The organism is Caenispirillum bisanense (assembly GCF_039523075.1).
In the GTDB taxonomy this organism is placed as follows: Bacteria; Pseudomonadota; Alphaproteobacteria; order Rhodospirillales; family Rhodospirillaceae; genus Caenispirillum; species Caenispirillum bisanense.
Genome location: NZ_BAAAEP010000003.1, coordinates 25666 through 47130, shown reverse-complemented (window position 1 = coordinate 47130; position 21465 = coordinate 25666). Strand labels below are relative to the sequence as shown.

The window sequence follows — 21465 nt, the reverse complement described above, 5'->3', positions numbered from 1 at the left end:
AACCCGCCCCTCGGCCGCCCCGACGGAGGCTTGACTCCGGCCCCGCCGTTCTGCGAACATTTGCAGAACAAAGATGGAGCTGCCGGTGTCTTCCCCTGCCGAACTCTCTCGCCTGCGCGCCCGTATCGTCGCCCTGGAAGGGGTGGGTGCCGACGCCGTGCCCGGCGCCGTGGCGCTCGGCCTGCCGGAGCTGGATGCCGCCCTGCCATGGGGCGGGCTGGCGCTCGGCTGCCTGCACGAGGTCACGGTGGCCGGCTCCGGTTCCGGCCCCGGCTCCGGTCCCGCCGACGGGGCCGCCACCGCCTTTTCCGCCGTGCTGCTGGGCCGGCTGGCCGCCGGGGCGGGCAAGCCGGCGCTGTGGATCAGCCGTGGCGACATGCCCTATGCCCCCGGCCTCGCCGCCCTCGGCCTCAGCCCGGAGCGGCTGGTGATGGTGCAGCCCCACCGCGCCGCCCAGTGCCTGTGGGTGCTGGAGGAAGGTTTACGCTGTCGCGCCCTGGCCGGGGTGCTGGCGGAGGTGCGGGACGTGGACCTCACCGCCGCGCGGCGGCTGCAACTGGCGGCCAGGGCCTCGGGCGTGCCGGCCGTGCTGCTCAACCACGGCCCGAGCGGGGGAACGGCGGTGACCCGCTGGGGGGTGGAAAGCAGCCCCAGCCGCGGCGATCCCGCCCTGGGGGTGGGCCGCTGGTGCTGGCATGTGGAACTGCTGCGCTGCCGGGGGCGCGGCGTCGATGACCAGGGGAGGGTTGCCGCCTGGGAGGTGGAGTGGGATGAACAAGCGCGTGGTCTCCGTCTGGCTGCCCCTGCTGCCGATCGAGCGATTGCGCCGGGCCGGCTCCGCGCCGCCGGCTGACCAGCCCTTCGCCACCGCCACCGCCGGCCCCGTCCGTCGCATCGCGGCGGTGAGCGAAGCCGCTCGCCGCGCCGGCATCAGGCCGGGCATGAGCGTCGCCGACGCCCTGGCGGTGCGGCCGGGCCTCGCCCTCGCCGCCGACGACGAGGCTGCCGACCGGGCGCTGCTCGACCGGCTGGCCGACTGGTGCAGCCGCTACACCCCCTGGGCGGCGGCCGATCCCTGGCCCCACGGCTTCGGCCTGTGGCTGGACGTCAGTGGCTGCGCCCATCTGTTCGGCGGCGAGGAAGCGCTGCTGCGGCACCTGGGCGGACGCCTGCGTCGCGGCGGCCTCTCCGCCCGCGCCGCCGTGGCCGATACCCCCGGCGCCGCCTGGGCCTGGGCGCCCGGCGGCAGCGGCTCCCCCTGCCTGCCGCCGCGGGGCCAGCGCGACGCCCTGGCGCCCCTGCCCATGGCCGCCCTGCGCCTGGAGCCGGCGACCGTCGCCACCCTGCACGGCCTCGGGCTGCGCTGCGTCGGCGATCTCTACGGCGTTCCCCGCGCCGGGCTGGCCGCCCGCTTCGGACGCGGCGTGGCGCAGCGGCTTGATCAGGCGCTGGGCCACGAGACCGAACCCATCTCGCCCCGCCGGCCGCCGCCCGACCATGGCGTCCACGCCGCCTTCGCCGAACCCATTGCCCGCCCCGAGGACATCGCCGAGGCGGTGCGCCGCCTGCTGGAGCGCCTGAGCGGGCAGCTGGAGGCCGACGGCCTCGGCCTGCGCCGGCTGGAGGTCACGGCCTTCCGCGTCGATGCCACCTGGCGCGCCATCGCCATCGGCACCAGCCGGCCGGTGCGCGCCCCCGCCCACCTGCTCCGCCTGCTGGCGGAAGACCTGCCCGCCCTCGACCCCGGCTTCGGCATCGAGGCGATGCGCCTGGCCGCCCTGGAGGTGGCGCCGCTGCCGCCCGAGCAGACGGGCCTGGGCGCCGGCACCGCCCGCTCCGACGACTTCGCCCGGCTGCTCGACAGCCTGGGCAACCGCCTGGGCTTCGACCGCATCATGCGGCTGGCGCCGCAGCAGAGCCATGTGCCGGAACGGGCCGTCGTGCCGCTGCCGCCGGCGGCGCCGATGCCCGCCCTGGCGTGGCCGCAGCGCCGCCGGCCGGTGCGGCTGTTCAGCAGGCCGGAGCCGGTGGAGGCCATGGCGCCGGTTCCCGACTCGCCCCCGGTCATGTTCCGCTGGCGCAACCGCACCCACCGGGTGGTGCGCGCCGACGCCGCCGAACGCATCGCCGACGAATGGTGGCGGCGCACGGCGCCGGAACGGGACTACTACGTGGTGGAGGACGACAGCGGCCGCCGCTTCTGGCTGTTCCGCGAGGGCCTCTATGGCGCCGACCCGCCGCCGCGCTGGTATCTGCACGGGGTGTTCCCATGACCGCCCCCCTGCCCTATGCCGAGCTTCAGGTCACCAGCAACTACAGCTTCCTGCGCGGCGCCTCCGACCCCCGCGACATGGTGGTGGCCGCCAAGGCGCTGGGGCTGGCCGCCCTCGCCATCACCGACCGCAACACCCTGTCCGGGGTGGTGCGGGCGCATGGCGCGGCCAGGCAGCTGGGCCTGCGGCTGGTGGTGGGGGCGCGCCTCGACCTCACCGACGGCGCCAGCCTGCTGTGCTACCCCACCGACGTCGCCGCCTATTCCCGTCTGACCCGCCTGCTGACCCTGGGCAAGCGGCGGGCGCCCAAGGGGGAATGCCACCTCGCCCGCGCCGACGTGGCGGCCCATGCCGAGGGGCAGATCCTGATCGCCCTGCCGCCGGAAACGCCGGACGCCGACTTTGCCGCCCAGTTGCGGGAGTGGGCGGCCCTGTGCCCGCGCCGCGTCTTCCTGGCCGCCCACTGGCTGTTCCGCGGCGATGAGCGGCGGCGGCTGGCGATGCTCGCCGACCTCGCCCGCGACACCGGCGCGCCCCTGGTGGTGACCAACGACGTCCACTACCACATCCCCGAACGGCGCATCCTGCAGGACGTGGTGACCTGCATCCGCGAGGGCTGCACCCTGGCCGAGGCCGGCTGGCGGCTGGCCGCCAACGCCGAACGCCACCTGAAGCCGGCGGAGGAAATGGCGCGGCTGTTCCGCGACCACCCCGACGCCGTCGCCCGCAGCGTCGAGATCGCCCGGCGCTGCCGGTTCTCCCTGGACGAGTTGCGCTACGACTACCCGACGGAGGACGCCGACCCGCAAACCCGGCTGGAACGCCTGACCTGGGAGGGCGCGGCCAGGCGCTATCCCGCCGGCGTGCCGGACAAGGTGCGCGACGCGCTGGTGGAGGAACTGGCCCTCATCGCGCGCAAGAACTACGCCCCCTATTTCCTGACCGTCCACGACATCGTCCGCTTCGCCGACAGCCGCGGTATCCTCAGCCAGGGGCGCGGCTCGGCGGCCAATTCGGCGGTGTGTTTCTGCCTCTACATCACCCATGTGGACCCGGACAAATTCCAGCTGCTGTTCGCCCGCTTCATCTCCGACGCCCGCGACGAGCCGCCCGACATCGACGTGGACTTCGAGCACGAGCGCCGCGAGGAGGTGATCCAGTACATCTACGACCACTACGGCCGCGACCATGCCGGGCTTGCCGCCACCGTCATCCATTACCGCGCCCGCTCGGCCATCCGCGATGTCGGCAAGGTGCTGGGCCTGTCGGAGGACACGGTCGCGGCGCTGGCCCGCACCACCTGGGGCTGGAGCAGCGACCCGATCAACCCCGACCATGTCCGCCAGGCCGGCCTTTGCCCCGACGACCCCACCCTGGCCTTGGCGATGTCCCTGGCCGGCGAGCTGACCGGCTTCCCCCGCCACCTGTCGCAGCATGTGGGCGGCTTCGTCATCTCGCGCGGGCGGCTGGACGACCTGGTTTCCATTGAGAACGCCGCCATGACCGGGCGGACGGTGATCGAGTGGGACAAGGACGACATCGAGGAACTGGGCATGATGAAGGTGGATGTGCTCGCCCTCGGCATGCTGAGCTGCCTGCGCCGCGCCTTCACCCTGCTGCGGCAGCACCACGGCCTCGACCTCACCCTCGCCACCGTGCCGCCGGAAGACCCGGCGGTCTACGCGATGATCGCCCGCGCCGACACCATCGGCGTGTTCCAGGTGGAAAGCCGCGCCCAGATGACCATGCTGCCGCGCCTGCGGCCGGAAGAGTTCTACGACCTGGTCATCGAGGTCGCCATCGTCCGCCCCGGCCCCATCCAGGGCGACATGGTGCACCCCTACCTGCGCCGGCGCGAGGGCAAGGAGAAGCCGAGTTACCCGTCCGAGGACCTGAAGGGCGTGCTGGAGCGCACCCTCGGCGTGCCGCTGTTCCAGGAACAGGCCATGCAGGTGGCCATCGTCGGCGCCGGCTTCACCCCCGCCGAGGCCGATGAGCTGCGCCGCTCCATGGCCAGCTTCCGCAACAGCGGCAAGGTGGCCATGTTCCGCGACAAGCTGATCTCCGGCATGCTGGCCAACAACCACACCCGCGACTTCGCCGAACGGGTGTTCCGCCAGATCGAGGGGTTCGGCGAATACGGCTTCCCGGAAAGCCATGCCGCCGCCTTCGCCAACCTCGTCTACGTCTCGGCCTGGATCAAATGCCATTACCCGGCGGTGTTCGCCTGCGCGCTGCTGAACAGCCAGCCCATGGGGTTCTACGCTCCGGCGCAGATCGTGCGCGACGCGCAGGAGCACGGCGTCGCCATCCTGCCGGCCGATGTCAACGCCAGCGCCTGGGACTGCACCCTGGAAGGACCGGCCCTGCGCCTCGGCCTGCGGCAGATCCGCGGGCTGTCGGAAGAGGCCGGGCGCACGGTGGAAAAACGGCGCGGCGACGGGTACTGCTCGCCGCAGTCCCTGTGGCGGCGGACGGAACTGGACGCCAAGGCGCTGGAGGCCCTGGCCAAGGCCGACGCCTTCGGCTCCCTCGGCCTTGCCCGGCGCGATGCCCTGTGGGCGGTGAAGGCCCTGACCGCGCCGCCACTGCCCCTGCTCGCCGGCCTCGATGCCGCCGAGCCCGCCGTCACCCTGCCGCGGGCAACGGCGGGAGAGGAAATCATCCACGACTATGCCAGCCTGAAGCTCTCCCTCAAGGCCCACCCCCTGGCCCTGCTGCGCTCGCCCCTGACCGGGATGGGCATCGCCCCGGCGGAGCGCCTGCGCGAGGCCACGGGAAAGATCTCCGTCGCCGGGCTGGTGCTGATGCGCCAGCGGCCGGGAACGTCATCGGGCGTGGTCTTCCTGACCCTGGAGGACGAGACCGGCGTCGCCAACATCGTGGTCTGGCCGCAGATCTTCGAGACCTTCCGCCGCCCCCTGATGACCGCCACCTGCCTGCGGGTTGACGGCCGGGTTCAGCGCGAGGGCATCGTGGTGCACGTGATCGCCACCCACCTGACCGACCTCACCCCAGCCCTCCACAGCCTGGGCAGCGGCGAGATGCACCTGAAATCCCGGAACTTTCATTGAGGGGTGGCGGCGGGCCGCGCCCCAAGGCCCGCCCCACCAGCAGACGATCAGCAGGATTGCCCTTCAGGGACGAACAGGCCCAGGCCATAATGGCACGCATAGCCAAGCGCCAAAGGCCCCTCCCAACTCACCGGCAAGGTGATCCGCAGGAACGCACCCGTGGCGTCCGGTTGCTGCTCGGTTCGCCGCGACCGCGAACGATGGAAATGGGCGGGAAGACGGGCTTGCCCGCCGACGGAGATCCTTGGCACCTCCGTCACCATCACCTCGTCCTTGCGATCGGCCGGCACGATGCCCCGGCGAACCAGCAGGCGCCGCACCTCCGCCGGATACCCGCCGCGCTTGAGATGACCGGCAGCCAGGAACGGGGTAACGCTGACCCAGCTACGGCTCGTTCCAAGATAAGGCACGTCCTTGGCCAACTCGCTGACCGTGCCGAAACCTTCCAGAGCGAGGCGCCACTCCCGAGATGCCTCCGGCGTTTCATCCGCATCGCCCTCGGAACGGCGATGACGGTCCCCCAGCCACAAGCGCGTCACACCGTCCAATGCCTTTCGCGCTTCTGCGTCAAATCCGCACGCGGCATAGACCACCACATGGTCAATGAAGCCATCGCCGTCCGCGTCCTGCGGCAACCAGAAGGCATGCGCGTGTGCCGGATCGTCCGTCAGCGGGCGGCCTTCCGCATCCTTTCCGGTGAAGATCGGGGGCGCACTCGGGCGGCGAGCCCCAGTGACAGGATCGGTAATCCAGGGAGAGCGGGCCAGCGTGGCAAGACGCATCAACTCGCCAATGCGGACCGCATCCTCCAGGCGCGGTCGCGGCCGCCCGGCCAGCAGAAAGCGCGCAACCTGCGGCCGATGACCTTCGGCCCGGCTCACCACCGGCGCCCGGCGTAGGGACGGTGCCAGAGGTACGCGGTGGTACAGCACGACCCGGCTGGCGGGAGGGCGGCTCCACCCCCGGCGCTGAAGCACGTCGGTGTCGAGAGCCAGCGCATCGACCAAACGTTCCGGCAACACCGCTGCGGTGGAGGCAATCTCCTTGGCCATCGCTTTGGCGGTCGGAGGCTTCGGTTTTGACCACTTCGCCAGAACTGCCGCCTCGGCCGCAGCCAGAAGCCGGCTCCGCTCCTCGGCGTAGCCTGCGGCGGAATGGGGCGCGATAACCCGCACGGCCTCCGCCCGCGCATCGGACTCATCGGCGCCACCACGGCCGGCGAGGCGGCAGTTCACGCGCCAAGGCCCCTCCGTGGTCCAGACCTGGCAGTCCGCCCAACTCTCCGCCCGCCCGAGATACCCGATCCGCTCAGCCAGATGACGGAGCAGATCGAGCGCCCGGTCGTCCAGTGACAGGTCGGGCCAGACGGCAACAATGGGTTCCTTGGCAGGAAAGCGCGCGAAGGCGTCGAAGACCAGCTTCGTCTCGCTGCTTCCCTGCGGCATGTAGTGGCGACTATGGGCGTGAATCGCCCGCTCCGGCAGCACGTAGTCGGGCGGCGCCTCCGCCAGGGAGTCGATCAGGCTGGCAAAATCCGCTTCGGTAAAGCGCGCGGTCTCGGCCTTGCGACACCACACCGCCACCAGGGTGCGCAGGATGCGCCACGGCTCAGGCGGCCACGCCACATCGGCTTCGTTGACGTGCCGGCCCCAGGGCGTCGCGTGATACCGCCCGGCGGTGAAGGTGAAGGCAAGCGCCAGCATGACCCGGACTCACTTCCGCCAGGTGACGGTCAGGACCGGCGGGTCGTTGAACAACCCTTCTGCCGCCACCGCCCGAACCATGTCAGGCAGTGCCGCTTCCAGGTCCTGCAATGACGGCAGGGTGAAGCCACCCGGCGCCGTCACCTGCGGCTCGCCCTTCACCACAAGGTCGCAGGCCGTTCGCAGCCGCAGGCTCTCCGTCAGGAAGCGCCGGATCTTGTAGAGCGCCAGCGTCACCAGCAGCGTCTCGGCCGCGGCCCCCAGGCCGAAGGCGCGGATCTGATGCAGGTCGAGGTTGAAGTAGGCAACAATACGCCGCGCAACCCATTCGTCACGAGCGAAGGGAACGTTGCCGAAGCCCTTGCCGGTATCGCCGCCCGGATTGACGCCGTCGTTCTTCACTCCTCCGCTTGCGGCTTCGCGGGCATCCTCCGCCTCAATGAAGGCCGACAAGGCGCGCGGCAGCCGCAGGCGCCCACCGGCCAGTTCCTTCTTCGCCAGGAACAGGCCGTGCAGCAGGGCATTGGGATCGAGCTTCAGGACGACGCGCGCCAGCCGGCGCAGGTCGACCCGCCCCTCTTCCATCGCCGCAAGCTCCGCCTTCAGGAGGTCGAAAACCGTCCGGTCCTTGCCTTCCAGGATGTACGGCGAGTTCAGCCGATGAGCCTCCAGCACCGAGTTGGTCAGCATGGTCCCCTTGTCATCGACGACGGAGACCAGGGGCAACCCTTCCAGCGGCGGCTGCCAGGCCTCCCGAGCCTCGTCCCAGCACACCGTCTCCAGGCGGTTCGCCATGCTCTGGGCGCTCTCCACCAGCAGCATGCGGCCATTGCCGTCAGGGGCGGGATAGGCCGCATGGCCAAGGTTGGGGAAGCCGGTCGGCTGGAAGCGGGAGCCCTGGACCGGCATCAGGACGGCTTCGAGCAGCAGGCGCGGGGCGCTCGCCAGGGGGGAAAGGTCAAGGCTCATGATCGGCTGGCTCCGTGTCGGACTTGGGATCGCCATCGGCTGGTGGTGGGTAGGCACGCTCGATCACCCGGGCAAGACCGGCATCATCGAGCGGAATGATCAGTGCGGCGGCAAGCCGACGGGGATCGGACACGCCGTCGGCAAACGCCCGCTCGCCAACAAAGGGCGAGGAAAGGCCCGAGGCGCGGGCGCGAGCCAGTCCGTCGCGCACCACCGTCCCCAGGTCCCCCCGTCGCAGCCGAGCCACCAACCCCGGCGGCACCGGCAGCGAGCGGCCCTCGGCAAGCAGCATCGCATCCGAACCAGCCTTGATCGGGGTCTTGCGCAGGCGGTCGGCGGGGATGAACAGCGGCTTCAGAACCGCGAAGGCGAGCGGCATCGGCAGTCGCTGATCGCCACTGGTGGAGCGAAGGGGCGACTGCCCCGGCGATACCCAGGCCAGGCCCGCCAGCAGTGCCGCACAGCGCGCGTCGTCGAAGAACGGAGACCCCGCCAGAAAGGCCAGGACTGCCGACAACGGCGCCCCGAAGGCCGCGCGCAACGGATCGCCTTCCCCGTCCTTGGTGTCCGTGCGTCCGATCAGGCGTCGCTCCAGCACGGTGATCAGGTTACGGGGCAGATCCCCGTCGTTCCAGACCGCCTCCAGGCGACCGTCGCGGGTGTCAGGCTTGCGGGGCTTGTCTTCATGCCAAAGCACATTGCCGCGGAACGGCTGGCTGAGGTCGAGCGGCGCAAAGTGGGCCGCCATGGGCACCGAGGGGGCCGCCGCCACCTCCCCCACCGGACCGTATCCGAGACTGGCGAGCGCGGCAGCAACGGCGAACTCAGGCGACCCGTCGTCAGCCAGCCGGCGCCATCGGGGGGAGAGGACGGGCGGCGGGGGCAGCACCTCCCGCACCCGGGGGGCCGTGGAGAGGTAGCGGACGACACCGCCCAGCGCCATCAGAGCGGCCTGAACCTCGATGGCCCCGGCACCGGGGTCGGACAGCGCAAACAGCGCGTCGTCCAGGCGCCGGACGGTGCCACGGGCGCGCGCCGCTTCCTCGCCGCTCCGCAGCTTGAGCCGCGCCCGCTCCAGCCAATGACCCCGTTCGAGATCGGCGATCAGGGTAACGGTGCCCGATGCCGCACGGGCGACCGGACGCCGGCCGAGGGGCGTCGCCAGAAAGGCCTTGCCGGCACGCATGACAAAGCCGAACCGCTGGAACGCCGAAATGCCGCGCGACGTGCCCAGGGCGGCCGCGGCGCGGGCGAACTCCAGGCCGTCGCGGGCCGTGCGCCCGTTCAGAACGGCACGCCCTTCGGCCAGCAGGCGGGTGATTTCGGGCATCGTGGCGGGTGCGCCCCACAGCGGTGCCCAGAACTCCGCCCGGGCGTCACCCTCGTCCTCCACATCAATGCCGCCCCACCCCGCCCCGGTCGGCTTCACCGTGAAGGGAAAGCTGGCGCCGGAGCGGCGGGCATTCTCGTTACGGCGCGTGACGGCGCCGGCGAAGGACAGCGCCCCCTCCACCATCAGGACGAAGTCCCACGGATTGACGTTACCGCCGCCCTTGAAGCCCGAGGTGGAGTTGGGACCACCGGCGGCGCCGGGCGCGAACTGGCCGATGGCCGCATCGACCAGCCCGCCCACCGGGACGCCGTACAGCGCGCCAGGCAGCATCGCGGCAGCAGCCGGCCGGGGCGCCCCCGTCGCAGCGTCGAACAGCCCCTGCGGTGTGGACGGTGACACCAGGCGCTGCATGAAATTGTTGGTGAAGTCGAGCCGCCCGTCATTGCCGCCGGTACCGAGCAGCGGCGGGAACCGCAAGTCACTGGGCGTAAGCGTCAGCGCCGCGTCAAGCCACGCCAGTGCCTCGTCCGCCAGACGCCCTCGCAGCCGCTGGACGAACTCCGCTTTTGCGGCACCCTGGGGGCGTCCGCCCAGACCAGTCTCCGCCAGCGCCTCCTCGCAAGCAAGGACGGCCTCCCTAAAAGCAGAAAGACGAGGGGCCGCACTGTTCGTCAGAGGCGCGTAAGTGCCTGGGGCGAAGAAGCCGCTGCCGCCGTTCCACGGCGCCACCACTGGGCTCGGCCGATAGGCGTTGAGAAAGAAGGCGAGCAGATCCTCCCGCCTCAACCGGGTGCGCAGATGGAACACCTCGTCCTGCCACCAGCCTCGCGCGTCGTCGTCCGCCTGCTCGGCGACCAGACGCAGGATGCCCAGCGCCTTGAGGTAGCCGGCCAGCGGAACCGGTGCGCAGCCGGCCAGGACATGGTCGTGCCAGTCAGCGGTCGCCATCGTAATCCCCCTGCGCTTCCCGGCTTGAGGCCCGCCAGTCTGCGATACGGACCAGTGCCTCCAGCCAGGCAAGCCGGAACGGCCCATGCTCCTTCAACAGCCTGGCGGTACGCGCGCTCCAGCTTGGCCCCGAGACGCCGTCGCCCAGCTCCATCATGTCGAGCGTCAGGGTCACCCGGTCCGAGCTTTCGCCGCCGCCGAGATCGACCGGCGGCAGGATATCCCCTTCCCAGACCCCGCGGGCGAAGCGGGTCACGCCAGGGGGTTGCGTCTCAGCAGGCAGGGCCCGCAGCGACAGGCGAACCTTGCCATGATGGGCGGCGATGAGATAGGCGACCAGATCGGCCACCGCCTCCCCGTCGCGCTGCTGCAGGTAGGCAAGGGCCGAGGCCAGTTCGTGCCGGAAATAGGGCCTTCCCCGCGACCGGTCGTAGACCGAAGCCTTGGCCAAGGGCCGGTCGGCGCCGCCATCGGGCTCGACCAACCTGTCCTGGAACGCCTCATGCACTTTACCGACATCGTGCCATCGGGCGGCCGTGACGACAGCCGTCCGGTCGGCTTCGGGCAGCCCCAGGGACGCGCAAAGGGCCTCCGCCTCAGCGGCCACATGACCGAGATGGGCCGTCAGGGACACCGCACAGGACTGACGGCTGTCGCGATCATCGTCATGGCTTTCGGTGACATCGGCCTCCGGCCCCGAGGCCTCGGCAGGTGCGGCAACCACCGGGACCGGCTCCTTGTGGTCTGGCAGCAGGCCCAGTTCCAGGTGGTAGCCGCCGACAGCCGCGTCGAGCATCACCACCAGACCGGGCCAGACCCGGTCGCCCTCCTGCCTGACCCAGGCTGCGCGCGCACCTGGGCCGGCAGCCTGCGCCTGGGGGTCCAGCCGCCAGGCTTCCCTGCCCTTCAGAAGCTCGGTCGCCCGTCGGATCGGCACGGCGCACAGTTCCTCCGGTCGCGGCAGCGGCTGCTGGGCCGCGTCCACCGCAGCCGTGTCACGCCAGAAGACCTGGAAGTCCGTATCCTGAGCATCGCGAATGTACGGGCTGACGTCGATGTCGAAGCCCGTCAGGTCGGGATCGGTGTCGAAGAGGTCGAGCAGATCCTTGCGCCGCAGGATGTGCCGCCTGGTCGGCCCGCCCACCACCGGCGGCAGACTGGCCGGCGCGCCGTCGGTCAGATCGCTCAGATGCGTCCGGGCAGCGGCAAGCTCCGCCATTTCGTAAGGCGCGGAAAGGTCGCCCTTGGGGTCGTCAAGGTCGATCCACCGGATCTCCGCTCCCTCCTCCCCGCATTCGCCGTAGCGGTTTACGCGGCCGAAGCGCTGCACCAGCGACGACCAGGGGGCGAGTTCGGTGAACAGCACTGCCGAGGTGATGTCCACACCGGCCTCGATCGCTTGCGTTGCGACGATGATGCGGTCGGCCGGCCCGGTCCGCAGCCGCTCCATGGCCGCCTGCCGATCCGCCGCGCGGAAGCGGGCATGAAGCAACAGGCGTTCCATCGTCCGGGGCAGATGGCGATAAAGCTCCTGGGCGCGGGCGACGGTATTGAGGATCACCAGCGTGGTCTGCCCCGGCCGGTGCGCCTCCACCACCTCGGCCGCCAAGGCGCGGACGTAGGCCTCGATCTCCTTGCGCCCCGATCCCTCAGGGCGGGCGGCCGCGCGGCTCAGTCGCTTGCGGGCATGCCGCCGCGCCGTTACACGCGGATCGGCCAGGTCTTCGGGAACGTCGTCAGGCACCCGCAGTACGGCATCGGGCACCTGATGATCCACAGTGCGCAGCCATTCGGGCTGCAGCGTCGCCGAAAGCCATAACGAGCGCGAGGCCGGCGCCGCCGCCAGAACCTGTCGCAGCCCTTCCAGCTGGGCAGAGGTGGCCATGCCGGCGCCCATGGCCTGCACCTCATCGAAGACCCATTGGGTGTCGGCGTGCAGCAGAGCGAATTCCACCGGCCAGCGGAATCGGCTCATGCCGTAGCCACGCATCAGCGCCCGGCTCAGCAGCATGTCCTGGGTGCCGATGAGGATGGCCGGGCACTCGGGATTTCGCCCCCAGGCGGGCGCCCCCTTTTCCCGCTCCTGCCCACCCATCAGCACATGAACCGCGTCTGGAGCGGGCAGGTTTTGGCTGCCGGCCCACTGCCCTCCCGACGCATGGAGCCTGGCAAGCCAATCCCTGACCTGACCTTCGGCCTGCTCCACCAGAGTGCGCATGGGCAGACACAGAACCAGGCGCCGCGGGGTGGTTTCAGGCGCCGTCAAGCGGCGCCACAACCACCCCATCACCACGGCGGCCGTCTTCCCGAGACCCGTCGGAGCCACCAGCACGGCCGGCCACTCACCCAGCGCCAACCGCCGCTGGTACTCGTAGGGGGCCTCTCCCAAGGCGGAAGCGAAGAACAGGTCAAAGGTCATGCGACGAGTCCGTTACCCAGTGCACCACCATACGCACCCGCAACATCAAGCGAGGCTTACCCGCCTCTAACGACACCTCATCGCATAACACATCAAAAACGAGTGATGCAATGACCTCATAAAATGAGGGAGTTAAAGAGGCCCGGACATTGCTGCCCGGGGAAACACGCCGGTCCGCCAGACTCTAACTGACGCACTACCATCTTCAAAAAGGCCAGCATCACACTGGGAAGCAGATCACCCCTTCGGAAATCGGCACCCACCGCTCGGGGCGAGGCCCGAGCGGTGGGCGTTCCCATGCAATATTATCATCCACCACCTCCTGACGCCCTCGCGGCGCCGCATAGATGTTGGAACTATCTATATCGCCACTCGATCAACGCGTCAATACGTCTTAACTGACGAACTACCAAAACACTGAACACAGCACCAAAACGGCGCGCCCCCCTCACATCGACCGCCGCTCAGTCTCTCCCACCGTCAGCGTGCCACCACACCTCCGCCACCGGCACTTCCCACCTGTCGCAGCGCAGCCTGGCGCGCCAGTCTTCGCCGCTGTCGGCCACGGTGCGGGTGACGACGGCGTGGAGGGTGATGCTGTCCAGGCGGCCCGCTCTGGCACGCCACACGGCATCTCCCTTGGCAGACAGACAGGCGATGGCGGTACCGGTGGAGTCGCGGAGTTCGCCGTTCCCACTCCCTGTCCAGACCAGCACCAGCGGAGCGCCTGGGCATAGGGCGCGCAAGGCGGTGTGCGCGGGGGCCCCGGCAGGCTGGCGGCCGGCCCAGTCGAGGAACAGTTCTTCCAGGCCGATCAGAGCCACCTGACGGTTGATGGCGGCCGGCGGCGGCGGCAGGCGCAGGCGGCGGCGCAGCAGATGGCCGGCGACCTCGGTCACGCGCGGATGGGCGGTATCGTCCCGGCACAGCAGGGTCAGGGTCTGCCGGGCCCGGGTCATGCCGACATAGAACAGGCGACGCTCCTCCTCCACGTCGTCGGCCGGGCGGTCAGCGTCGAGCAGCAGGACGTGAGGGAACTCCAGCCCCTTGGCTCCGTGCAGTGTGGACAGCACGACGCCATCACCGGGCGGGCGGTCGCGGCGCATCTGGGCGAGCGCGTCCCAGGCGATCTCCCGGGCCTGGGTGCGCGGCAGGCGGCGGGAAGGCGGGGTGGCATCGGCCAGCTCGGTGACCAGGGCATCAACCACATGCGACCAGCGGCGGCCACCTCCCTGCGCCCCCACGGCCGTCAGGGCCTCCACAGCCACGTCCCCCTCGCCCTCCAGGGCAGCCAGCAGCAGTTGCACCTCACGCAGACGGCTCAGGGGGAAGGCGCGGGAGCCCTCGTCGGTCAACGGCGCCACCGGCACGCCTTCGGCCTCACACAGGGCGCGCAGGCGGGTCAGTTCGCGGTGGGTGGGCGACAGCACGGCGAAGTCGCTCCAACCGCACCCCGGGTCCAGCGCCCGCAGGCGGCGGATCTCCGCCAGCACGGCCATCGCCTGCACGCGGGCGTCGGGCACCTCCAGGCAGCCCACCCGCCCCTGCCCCACGGCGTCCAGCCCCTGCCAGCGCCCGCCCAGGGGATCGCGGCTGCGGGCCTTGTCGACGCGGATGCGGTGGTCGGTCTTCAGGCGGTCCCGATTGAGGCCGATGAGCTGGTTGGCGGCATCGACGATGGCCCGTGTGGAGCGGTAGGTCTCCACCAGATAGTGGCGTTTCGCCCCGTAGTCTTCCTCGAAGCGGCGGATGTAGGCGACGCTGGCCTTGCGGAAGCCATAGATGCTCTGGTCGTCGTCGCCTACCGCCATGAGGGCGATCCTGGCATCCTGGTCCTCTTCCTGGCGGCCGGCAATGGCCGAGACCAGGGCGTACTGGTCGCCGTCGATGTCCTGGTATTCGTCAATGAGGATGGTGCGGTAGCGGGACAGCAGGCGGTCGCGCACGTCCTCCGGATCAAGGCCGGGCAGGCTGACGCGCCCCTCCAGCAGGGCGGTGGCGTCGGGGATGACGGTCTTCAGCCGCTCCTCCACCGCCTCGCCGCCGCGCTGCTCGCCCTCGCGGGCGAAGGAGGCGCCGATCAGCCGCATGGCGAGGCCGTGATAGGTGAAGACATCCACGAACGCCGCTTCCTCGCCCACCAGCGCCCGCAGGCGACAGCGCAACTCGACAGCGGCGGCGCGGTTATAGCACAACACCAGCAGCGACCGCCCCGGCACCCGCAAGCCCTTGAGCAGCCACGCCACCCGGTGGACGATCACCCGCGTCTTGCCGGACCCCGGTCCGGCCAGCACCAGCAGGTTGGCCTCCGCCGGGGCGGTGACGATGTCCTGCTGGTCGCGGTTCTTCAGGCTGGTGACGATGCGGGCGTAGTCTTCCGGCGTCAGCGGACGGCGGAAGTCGGCCTCGCGCCCCTTCAGGTATCTGGCCTCGAATGCCCGGTCGCTGAGGGCGAAGTAATCGTTGGCGAAGGCCTCCGCCACAGCGATGTCGGAGAGACCCAGGCGGGCGTATTCCGCCATGACGTGGACCTGGAAGATGCGGCCCTGGTAATGCTGGGCGAGCGGCGCGTAATCGGCATTGGTGAACTTCCGCCGACGGTCGGGGTGGAGGTCGATGGTCATGGCCTGGCGGAACACCGCCAGCCCCTGCTGCAGAGTGATGAGCTTCCAGCCGTGCAGCACGATCAGCGCGTCTTCCACCTCCGCCGACAGATCCCTGGCACCGGCGGCCAGCAGCATGTCCTGCTTCAACGGCGTGGTCAGTTTGGGGATGGTGAAGCGCACCACCGCCTGCGCGGCCCGGCCGCCGTCGCTGCGGGTGAGGGCGATGAGCTGGTCGAGGACGGCGGCGCAAACGGCCTGGCGGCGCTCCACCATCCCGACGATCTCGCCCCAGGTGCCGAAGGGATGGATGCGCCAGTGGCCCGGAGCCCGGGTCTGGACGCGCAGGCGGGAGAACCAGCGGCCATCCACCCGCTGGCCCTGGTCGAGCCCCTTGAGCAGGCGGCGCAGCAGGTCGGGCTCGCAGGTGTGGCCGGCGTCGCGCAGCCGCTGGGCCAGATGGCGCAGGCCGACCGACAAGCCGTGGCCCTCGGCCTCGGGCACTGCCTCGCGGAACAGGTCGAGCATGGCGCGTTCCAGACGTGCCATCTGGTCGAAGGCGGCCCGCAGGCCGACCGGCTTGACCAGAGCGGACAAAGCGGTCCCGGCCTCAACCAGGCCCTCCTCCTCCATGGCATTGAGCATGGCCATGACCTGTGAAGACAGCCGTTCCGGCGGCAGCGACAGGGAGCGCACGGCGGCGAGCGTGCAAAGGGTGTCGGTCGAGAGGCTGTTCTCGTCCTCGTCCGGGCTTCCGGCCGCGGCGACGAGGGCACGATAGATGGCCTTCCAGCAGCGGCGAACCGTCTCCGCCAGGGGCAAGGCAGCCAGGCGACGTTCCGCCTCCTCCAGGCTGGAGAGGCTGGGACGGCCGGCGAGGACGCTGGTGTCGTTCTCCTCCCGCCGCAGCAGGTCGGCCTTCTCAAGCCAGGCAACACCTGTCTTCACTTTGGTGTCGATCTGGGATTGGTCGAGGCCGTCATCCTCGATCAGTTCGCCGGGGGTGGTGATGATCCGATCCTCGCCCAGGCGTCTGGACATCTGGCGCAAGGCCCGCAGCAGGCCCGATATCTCCTTATGGGCCACCTCGGAAAATGCAGACAGCCGGAACTGGGCGTCGATGTCCCTGGCGTCGTACAGTAGCGCGCAGTGGGCGGGCAGCCCGTCGCGCCCCGCCCGCCCCGCCTCCTGCAGGTAGTTCTCCAGCGAGCCGGGAATGTCGGCATGGATCACCAACCGCACGGTGTCCTTGTCGATGCCCATGCCGAAGGCGTTGGTGGCGCAGATGATGCGGACCCGGCCGGCGGAGAAGTGTTCCAGCAGCTCCGCCTTCTCGCGCGCCGAGCGGCCGGCGTGGAAGTAATCCGCCTCCATCCCGGCGGCGCGGAGGGCGGCGGCCATGTCGCGCACCCGGCCGCGGGTGCTGCCGTAGATCACCGCACAGGCGCTGTCGTCCTCGGGGTCAAGATGGATGGCCAGCAGGTCGAGGACGGCGCGGGTCTTGTCCTGGCCGCCGACATCCTGGACCGACCAGGTGAGGTTGGTGCGCCGCACGCCGCCGGGGAGCAGGGTCAGCTCCTGCCCCAGTTGCTCGTGCAGGATGGTGCGGATCTCCGCCACCACCTCCTGCTTGGCGGTGGCGGTGACGCAGGTGACGGGAGCCGGCGCCTTCTCCTTGATGAAGCGCACGGCGTAGAGGTAGTCGGGCCGGAAGTCGTGGCCCCACTTGGACAGGCAATGGGCCTCGTCGAACACCCAGGCGCCGATGTGGCGGGCCGAGAGGGCGCGGACGGTGGAGCGGTTGCGCAGCTGCTCCGGCGAGATGTAGAGCAGCCCGATGCTCCCCATGCGCACCCGCTCCAGCACGTCGGCGCGCTCCGGTGGTGTGAGCATGCCCGAGAGGGCGGCGGCGCAGGTCGCCCCCGTCTTCTTTTCCAGGTTCTCCACCTGGTCGCGCATCAGGGCCTGCAGGGGAGAGATCACCACCGTGAGCACGCCGCAGCGGGCGAAACGGGCGAGCGCCGGTACCTGGAAGCACAGGGACTTGCCGCCACCGGTGGGCAGGATGGCAAGCGTCGGCTCGTTGCGCAGGCCGGCCTCGACGATGCGCTGCTGCAGGCTGCCACCGTCGGGGGCGGCAGGCTCGGCGCGATAGGCCGGGAAGCCGAAGGTCTTCTGCAGCAGAGGGATGGCATCGTGGTGTTGCCGGCAGTACGTGCAGCCGGGGTCGGTGCAGGGCGTGTCACGCAGGGAGCGCAGCAGGTCCCGCACCTGGGGCACGGAGCGCAGCACCCAGAGCGGGATGATGCTGTCGCCGGCTTCGGTGACGCTCATCCAGGCGACCAGATAGGCGAGGCCGAGGCACCGCTCAGGATCGGCCACGGCCGTGCGGGCGAGGTCGGGGGTGACGTGGCGGCAGGCGCGGCCATCGGTGAGGGCCTCGAACAGGGCAGCGGCGTCGGTGGCGGAGCGGACGGCCTGCGCGCCCAGACGCTCCAGCAGATCGGCCATGCCGGCGCCGGACACGCCGCCCGGGAAGCGGGCCTGGCGCAGGCACCAGGCATGGAAGCCGGTGCGGTCGGGGGGCATGGCGGCGAAAGCCTCGCAGGACAGCACCAGGGCACGGCCGGCCAGGCGACTGTCTGCGACGGGGTCGTTCACCGCCTCGCGCACCAGCTTGTAGTCCTTGATGAGGCGGTGATAGGGGTTCTGCGGATGTGACAGGGGCGACAGCACCAAGGTGTCGATCACCGGCAGCCGGTCCACGGCAGCAGAGGCTCCGGCGGCGGCGAGAAGCGGGATGTCGTGGGCGATGATGTTGTGCCCGGCAACGGCCGTCGCATTGACAGCGAAACCCTGCAGCCCCTCGGCCAGCGGTGTGGGACCACCACGCACCCAGTGCCAGGACTTGCGATCCAGCACGAGGCCGACTTCCCTCAGCCGTGCCGTCTGCCGTTCCGCCTCCACATCCAGGAGCAGGACACCCTGCAACACCTCCCCCGCCCCTGCCATCGTCCGCCCATCCGCCTCCCTAACCTCGGGGAATGGTGGCATGGCAGCAGGCTGAGAACAATCAGCAGAGCAAGGTGTCAACACCTCCCGCCGGATGGACCGTGGCCTGTGGTGCCTGGCGCCAGAAGTTCGGTGCCGAACAGCAAAAACCCGCACGGCTTCTGGCCATGCGGGCTCGTGATCTGGTTGCGGGGGCACGAAACCCCCGAGAGTTAAATTACCTAAGATACAGATGCCCGCCCTCGCAATCTGACGCCCCAGGAAGGTTAAAGCCCGTTTTAAGACACCGGGCTTTTTCCATGGCTGGCGGCAGCCAAGAATCGACTCATGCAAGGAGTGAGACATATAAAAGAAATCGCCACCCTAGGGCGGGAACCCTGTAATGGGTGGCGAAATCAAGTGAGATGAGTAAGATATGCCCGCGCACATCGAAATTGTCAACCAAATACAGATGGTTCCCGCCCCGATTAACAATCGGTGAGCGGCGGGTGGCTATATAGACAATTAGCCACCGACACCTCAACTCTCCCCTACCCTGTCAACAATTTTACTCCATATATTGTTGACAGCCGCCCAGAAGATGAACCGACCAACGCCCAGCGCGATCAGCAGCTTGCGGCGGGCATGGAGCAGTACGCTCGCTCCATCGGTGATACCACCTGGACGCCGTACCGCACCGAGCAACCCGTGGCCGCAGTAGACCTAACGCCCGATCATGAGGGCGAGGTGGTCGCAGACCTGGGCCGCACCTTGCGGTGCCTGCCCATGTTTCGCTCCCCGCGTCCCTGGGAAGTCCGCAGGGAGGCCGACACCATGCAGGAGTACGCCCAGGAGCGTGGGATAAAGGTGTACAGCGTCAGTTTCCGGGTTTCCTCGGATTGCGTGACGCACGCCGAATTCTGGGCGGCTTACCGTGCCGTCTCCATCGCCCTGCCCGAGATCGAGGCGAAGGCAGCAGAGTTCGGCGTTGCCGTGCTGGTGGGCAAGGTTCACGCCAAGCCCGTGGAAGGCGGGCGCTTACTCGACACCCACGGTCACCTCGTCGTCACCGGCACCTACAAGCATCGGCGGCAGTTTCGGGCGTGGCTCCGCAAGGCGTACCCTACCGGCTGGATTGGTGCGCAGCCCAGGGATGCGTGGGCGCTGTCCGAGTACCTCGAAAAGCCAGCTTGTGTGGGCGATTGGGACCCGGAGTGGGCCTACAAATTCGCCCAGCTACTTGCCGGGCACAGGCCGCAATCGACCCGCCACTACGGGGATTTCCAGGCATTCCGCAACGAGCGGAAGCAGCAGAAGGGCCAAGACGGCAAGGATAAGTATCGCCGCCGCGAAGGCGCGTCCCGTGATGGCGAAGTCATCATCCGTATTGGCACCTGCCGCGCCCAGGATGGCCGTCTGCGGCCCGTGCTGTTCGTCCGTGGCTACCGGGGCGACATCGCCACCTTGGCCCGGAAATATGACCTAAGTCATGCCCTAGCGTGGGCGGCTGATTACGCAAACATGAGCCAAAGCACGGCAATTTCTAAAAACATAACAGACACTTCCGGCCAACATGTAAACAGCCAACAATCTGGGCATGGACCACCCGACCCGGACCCGGAATCGACCTCCCCGGAAGCTCCATTCTGACCCATCCCACCTAGTTCACGGTGGGCAACGCGGAAGCCCTGACCATCAACAGGAGGTCCGGGCAGGCACGGCCTTGCGCCGTGACGCAGGAGGACCGGGAGCAGGACGTGTAATGATTGGCGGGGCTGTTGGTGAACATGACCGGCGCGCCCCGCGCCCCCACCGGTCATGGCCTGCGTCGCGTCAGCATTGCCGTGGCGGCAAGGTGCCGTGCGCCGCATAGGCCACGGCAGCCTCAAAAGCCCCACCAATACCGAGTTGGGCATAGCCGCCCACAGGCGATACGGTCCAAAAGATCGACCGACCGCGCCGCCAGATTTCGACGCCGGTATCCGCGCCGTCGCGCGTGATGGCGAACTGAGGCAAGTACGACCGCTCGGAATAGCCCAGCCACCTGACGGTGTAGACGTGCCCATCTACCTCGGCCCTGAGCTTCGCGGCACGCGCCAGGAGGCGCTTATGCTTCTTGTCACCGGGTGACTCCTTGGTGGCAGGCGCGACCAGAGCCGGGGCGGCCCCTATATCGCCGTCACCGGGTGACTCGGACGGTGTGGCCGCCGCAACTGCATCCGCCACCTGATCGACCCCAGCCGCCTGGACGGCGATTTGGGCGATAAGATCGTAGGGCACATCGTGCCCCAGCCGCTTGGCGACGGCCTGCCCCAGGGCGTAAATGGGATCAAAGGCCAGCAGTGCCGCAGCAAGCGCATTGGTGGTGTTACACCCCAGGCGCTTACGCAATCCTGCGATCAGCGCCGCAATATCATCCCCGACATCAATGCTGCGCATGTACTGCCGCTGGCGGTATGCCCGCTGCCGCTCCGCGCCGGTCAACGTCTCGCTCATTGCTCCCCCATCACCCGGTGACGCCATGATGGCGCGCCGCATCATCGGTCGCCGGGTGACGCCGGTCAATGGGCCGCCCACCGGCCATCGTGTTGATGCAGATCACCAGCCGCAGACGCGGCCAGTGTTGCTAAGGGACCGCCGGTCCCTCGCGCGGGGAAGCCACTGCGCCTACCCAGCTTCCGCGCCCCTATGGGGCTTGTGCAGCCGGGTCCCTGTGGCTCGGGCAACCCCTTGCTACCCCCCTGCTCTCGGCGAGGGCCAAGGGTTGAGGGCGAGCCTCAACCCGAGGACGAGGAAAGGAGGGCAACGTGGCGAACAACATCACCAGGGCGAACAGCCGCCGCGACGCGCTGCGCCGTCGTCTGGGCGGCCGTTATCCCCTGCTGGCGGATCAACTGTACCAGCAGGACATCCAGCGGCACCGGGCCTATTACCAGGGCCAGCCGGTGGCCGCACCATCGCATCCCCGCCGACGCCGACCGGCCAGCCGTCCCACCGACAGGAAGGCCCTGGAGGCGTTCAGGGTGCGCCAGATGGAGCTTTTGACATGGAGACGCCCCGGCCCCATCCGTCGCATCCTGGGGGCCGCCCAGCGCATCCTACGAGCCATATTGGGCAAGGTGGTGGCCGGAATGACCAAGGGCCGCACGATG

Annotated in this window: 10 protein-coding genes; 4 read left to right on the top strand and 6 right to left on the bottom strand. The window is 69.5% G+C overall.

Annotated elements, in window-relative coordinates; all coding sequences use genetic code 11:
* Positions 1 to 73: 73 nt before the first annotated feature.
* Genes ABD056_RS03020 through ABD056_RS03010 form a run of 3 tightly spaced genes read left to right on the top strand, consistent with a single transcriptional unit; the run spans position 74 to position 5347 of the window.
* Positions 74 to 853: an ImuA family protein gene (locus ABD056_RS03020; protein WP_343864274.1), complete on the top strand. Its 780-nt coding sequence runs from the start codon at positions 74 to 76 to the stop codon at positions 851 to 853.
* On the top strand, positions 771 to 2273 hold the full coding sequence (locus ABD056_RS03015; RefSeq protein ID WP_343864272.1) for a Y-family DNA polymerase: 1503 nt from the start codon (positions 771 to 773) through the stop codon (positions 2271 to 2273). The genes ABD056_RS03020 and ABD056_RS03015 overlap by 83 nt, the downstream gene beginning before the upstream one ends.
* Positions 2270 to 5347, top strand: a complete 3078-nt coding sequence (locus tag ABD056_RS03010; RefSeq protein ID WP_343864270.1) for an error-prone DNA polymerase — start codon at positions 2270 to 2272, stop codon at positions 5345 to 5347. Before ABD056_RS03015 ends, ABD056_RS03010 begins: the two co-directional genes overlap by 4 nt.
* 47 nt (positions 5348 to 5394) lie before the next feature.
* Here the strand turns inward: ABD056_RS03010 and csb2 are convergent, their stop codons facing one another.
* The 5 genes from csb2 to ABD056_RS02985 form a co-directional block, all read right to left on the bottom strand.
* A complete protein-coding gene (gene csb2 / locus ABD056_RS03005) occupies positions 5395 to 7050 on the bottom strand; it encodes a type I-G CRISPR-associated protein Csb2 (protein WP_343864268.1) in 1656 nt (551 codons plus the stop codon).
* A 9-nt stretch (positions 7051 to 7059) separates the two neighbouring features.
* Positions 7060 to 8019 carry a type I-G CRISPR-associated RAMP protein Csb1/Cas7g gene (cas7g, locus tag ABD056_RS03000; protein ID WP_343864266.1) on the bottom strand — a complete coding sequence of 320 codons (960 nt, stop codon included), beginning with the start codon at positions 8017 to 8019 and terminating at the stop codon, positions 7060 to 7062.
* Positions 8009 to 10300, bottom strand: coding sequence for a type I-G CRISPR-associated protein Cas8g1/Csx17 (cas8g1, locus tag ABD056_RS02995; protein WP_343864264.1), 2292 nt, complete (start codon positions 10298 to 10300; stop codon positions 8009 to 8011). The genes cas7g and cas8g1 overlap by 11 nt, the downstream gene beginning before the upstream one ends.
* Entirely contained in the window at positions 10287 to 12719 is a 2433-nt protein-coding gene (cas3g, locus tag ABD056_RS02990; protein WP_343864262.1) for a type I-G CRISPR-associated helicase/endonuclease Cas3g, read from the bottom strand. Before cas3g ends, cas8g1 begins: the two co-directional genes overlap by 14 nt.
* A gap of 464 nt (positions 12720 to 13183) precedes the next feature.
* Positions 13184 to 18316 (bottom strand): RecQ family ATP-dependent DNA helicase, encoded by a 5133-nt coding sequence (locus ABD056_RS02985; protein ID WP_343864260.1) that lies wholly within the window; start codon positions 18314 to 18316, stop codon positions 13184 to 13186.
* A gap of 831 nt (positions 18317 to 19147) precedes the next feature.
* Between ABD056_RS02985 and ABD056_RS02980 the strand changes: the two genes are divergently transcribed.
* Positions 19148 to 19963, top strand: a complete 816-nt coding sequence (locus ABD056_RS02980) for a hypothetical protein (RefSeq protein ID WP_343864258.1) — start codon at positions 19148 to 19150, stop codon at positions 19961 to 19963.
* Positions 19964 to 20146: 183 nt separating this feature from the next.
* Here the strand turns inward: ABD056_RS02980 and ABD056_RS02975 are convergent, their stop codons facing one another.
* Positions 20147 to 20809, bottom strand: coding sequence for a hypothetical protein (locus ABD056_RS02975; protein WP_343864256.1), 663 nt, complete (start codon positions 20807 to 20809; stop codon positions 20147 to 20149).
* Positions 20810 to 21465 lie beyond the last annotated feature (656 nt).

Excerpts from the sequence above, each read along its gene's own strand:
- ABD056_RS03020 (WP_343864274.1), top strand. The coding sequence starts at position 74 with ATGGAGCTGCCGGTGTCTTCCCCTGCCGAACTCTCTCGCCTGCGCGCC.
- ABD056_RS03015 (WP_343864272.1), top strand. The coding sequence starts at position 771 with ATGAACAAGCGCGTGGTCTCCGTCTGGCTGCCCCTGCTGCCGATCGAG.
- ABD056_RS03010 (WP_343864270.1), top strand. The coding sequence starts at position 2,270 with ATGACCGCCCCCCTGCCCTATGCCGAGCTTCAGGTCACCAGCAACTAC.
- csb2 (WP_343864268.1), bottom strand. The coding sequence starts at position 7,050 with ATGCTGGCGCTTGCCTTCACCTTCACCGCCGGGCGGTATCACGCGACG.
- cas7g (WP_343864266.1), bottom strand. The coding sequence starts at position 8,019 with ATGAGCCTTGACCTTTCCCCCCTGGCGAGCGCCCCGCGCCTGCTGCTC.
- cas8g1 (WP_343864264.1), bottom strand. The coding sequence starts at position 10,300 with ATGGCGACCGCTGACTGGCACGACCATGTCCTGGCCGGCTGCGCACCG.
- cas3g (WP_343864262.1), bottom strand. The coding sequence starts at position 12,719 with ATGACCTTTGACCTGTTCTTCGCTTCCGCCTTGGGAGAGGCCCCCTAC.
- ABD056_RS02980 (WP_343864258.1), top strand. The coding sequence starts at position 19,148 with ATGCAGGAGTACGCCCAGGAGCGTGGGATAAAGGTGTACAGCGTCAGT.
- ABD056_RS02975 (WP_343864256.1), bottom strand. The coding sequence starts at position 20,809 with ATGAGCGAGACGTTGACCGGCGCGGAGCGGCAGCGGGCATACCGCCAG.